The organism is Comamonas sp., from assembly GCF_036643215.1.
Lineage (GTDB): Bacteria > Pseudomonadota > Gammaproteobacteria > Burkholderiales > Burkholderiaceae_C > Comamonas.
In genome coordinates, this window is record NZ_JAVXSJ010000082.1 from 1 (window position 1) to 2,469 (window position 2,469).

The 2,469-nt window shown below is 53.9% G+C and carries 2 protein-coding genes; one reads left to right on the top strand and one right to left on the bottom strand.

The window, feature by feature from the left end:
- Positions 1 to 249: 249 nt before the first annotated feature.
- Positions 250 to 1,419 carry an AI-2E family transporter gene (locus tag RSF91_RS19755; protein ID WP_332569999.1) on the bottom strand — a complete coding sequence of 390 codons (1,170 nt, stop codon included), beginning with the start codon at positions 1,417 to 1,419 and terminating at the stop codon, positions 250 to 252.
- A 219-nt stretch (positions 1,420 to 1,638) separates the two neighbouring features.
- Here RSF91_RS19755 and RSF91_RS19760 point away from each other — a divergent pair.
- On the top strand, positions 1,639 to 2,469 hold an 831-nt coding region (locus RSF91_RS19760), incomplete at its 3' end, for a 2-oxoglutarate dehydrogenase E1 subunit family protein (RefSeq protein WP_442878905.1).

Genomic DNA, 2,469 nt, shown 5'->3' on the forward strand with positions numbered 1-2,469 from the left:
CCGCCAGAGTCGAACCAGTCACTTTCATGAACTGGCGTCTGGAGAATTGGACCATCGTGGGGTACCTTTTCGGTTGAACGCTTATGTGAAAGCAAATTTTACGGCTTGGCCCTTTTTTGATAGCAGTAACAAACCCTTAATTGTTGAGTAAGGTTGAGCGTCTTTGATTGTTTTAATTCGTTTTTGTTTTTCTTAATGACCGCCATACCTTTTAGCTATGGAGTGATTTCTGTTGTTTACGATCAATATTTATGGCTCAACTTCGGGATTTTCTGACTTGATTTCAGGTGGTCTGCTGACTTTTTTTGTCTCTGTTGTCTTATCTTCGATTGCGCGTTTTTGATCGAATTCAGTGCTTAGTTGCTTTTCTTCCTGCTCCTGCATGGAAGTAAACAGTTCCCAGGCGGCCATGAAGAGGGCCGCAATCGCAGGGCCGAGGACAAAGCCCGAGAGTCCAAACAAGGCCATGCCGCCCAGCGTCGAGATCAAGACAACGTAGTCCGGCATCTTGGTGTCTTTGCCGACCAGTAAGGGTCGTAGCACATTGTCTACCAGTCCAATCACCACAACCCCATAAGCGGCAAGAATGGCACCTTTGGTGACTTCGCCGGTGGCGAAGAAGTAGATCGCCACAGGGCCCCAGACCAGGCCTGCCCCCACGGCGGGCAGCAAGGATAGGAAGGCCATGACCACGGCCCACAGCACGGCGCCTTGAATGCCAAGAATCCAGAAAATCAGACCGCCCAGTGCACCCTGTGCCGCAGCAACAGCCAGGTTGCCTTTGACCGTGGCGCGGATGACGGTAATGAATTTGGTAGCAAGCTCGCGTTTGTGGTCGGGCGCTAGAGGGGTCGCAGCCCAGATGCGGGCTACCAGCGCTTTGCCATCACGCAGCAAAAAGAAGATGAGATACAGCATCACGCCGAAGCCGACGATGAAGCCCAGTGTGTTCTGACCCAGACCCACAGCCTTGGTGGCGGCGAGCTTGCTCACTTGCAGCGCAATATTGGAGAGCTTGTTCTGAATCTCGGCCAGAGTGCCTAGATGCAGCTTGTCCATCCAGGGCGTCATCCATGAGGGCAGGGCGTTGAAGACCTGCTCCACGTAGCTCCCTGCCGACAGGTTGCCGCTGTTGATGCGGTCGTAAATGGCGGCAGTCTCTTTGATGAGAGACAGGCTGATCAAAACCAGCGGAAAAATCACCATTACCAGACTGATTAGCAGGGTTGCAAGCGCTGCCAGTGTTGGTTTTTGGGGCATGCGCTCCAGCAGCTTTCGGTGCAGGGGGGCAAAGACAATGGCAAAGGTGACGCCCCAGAAAATGGCTACGGCATATTCCTGCAGAACCAAGCCGAAACCTAGGGTGACTGCTATCAAAAGAAGAATAAATGCACGTTTGTGAAGCGGCAGAAGCGGCATGCGAATCCTTGTTTGTAGGGTCCACGCAATGTAAGCGAGTACGCGGCTTGTAAACATCATGTCTTTTATAAGACTCGGGCTTTGAACGGTGGCACAATGGCTCTCGCAACTTCAGGCCTTCCCTTGCCACAGTCGCATCCGCCAACCGGTACAGCCGTGTCGCGGAAGGTACTACAAACCAGCTAATGCTCTCCAAAGGAGAGCGGAGGTCAGCGAAATATGAGCGATCAGTCAACGATCTATCAAGCCTATGAAGGCAACACTTATCTTTTCGGCGGCAATGCGCCTTATGTCGAAGAGATGTATGAGAACTACTTGGCTAACCCCAGCAGCGTTCCCGATTCATGGCGCGAGTACTTCGACGCCCTGCAGCATGTGCCTGCAGTTGACGGTACCGACAATAAAGACATCCCACACCTGCCTGTGATCAATGCTTTTGCCGAACGTGCAAAGCAAGGTGGCACCAAGGTGGTCGTGGCTTCTGGCGCCGACTCCGAGCTGGGTCGCAAGCGCACTGCCGTGCAGCAGCTGATTGCTGCTTACCGCAATGTGGGCCAGCGCTGGGCTGATCTGGATCCTCTGAAGCGCACTGAGCGCCCCGAAATTCCCGAGCTGGAGCCGTCTTTCTACGGCTTCACCGATGCCGACCAGGAAGTGGTGTTCAACACCAGCAACACCTTCTTCGGCAAGGAAACCATGACACTGCGCGAGCTGATGAATGCTCTGCGCGAAACATACTGCGGCACTCTGGGTGCTGAGTACATGTATGCCACCAATCAAAACCAGAAACGCTGGTGGCAACAACGTCTGGAATCCATCCGTTCCAAGCCTACTTTCAATGCCGACGAAAAGAAGCGCATTCTGGATCGTCTGACGGCTGCTGAAGGTCTGGAGCGTTACCTGCACACCAAGTACGTGGGCCAGAAGCGCTTCTCGCTGGAAGGTGGTGAGTCCTTCATCGCCGCCATGGATGAGCTGATCAACTCCGCCAGCGCCAAGGGCGTGCAGGAAGTCGTGATCGGTATGGCTCACCGTGGCCGTCTGAACGTG

What these genes read in the sequence shown, in the direction of transcription:
- RSF91_RS19755 (WP_332569999.1), bottom strand. Translation starts at nt 1,419, where the DNA reads ATGCCGCTTCTGCCGCTTCACAAACGTGCATTTATTCTTCTTTTGATA.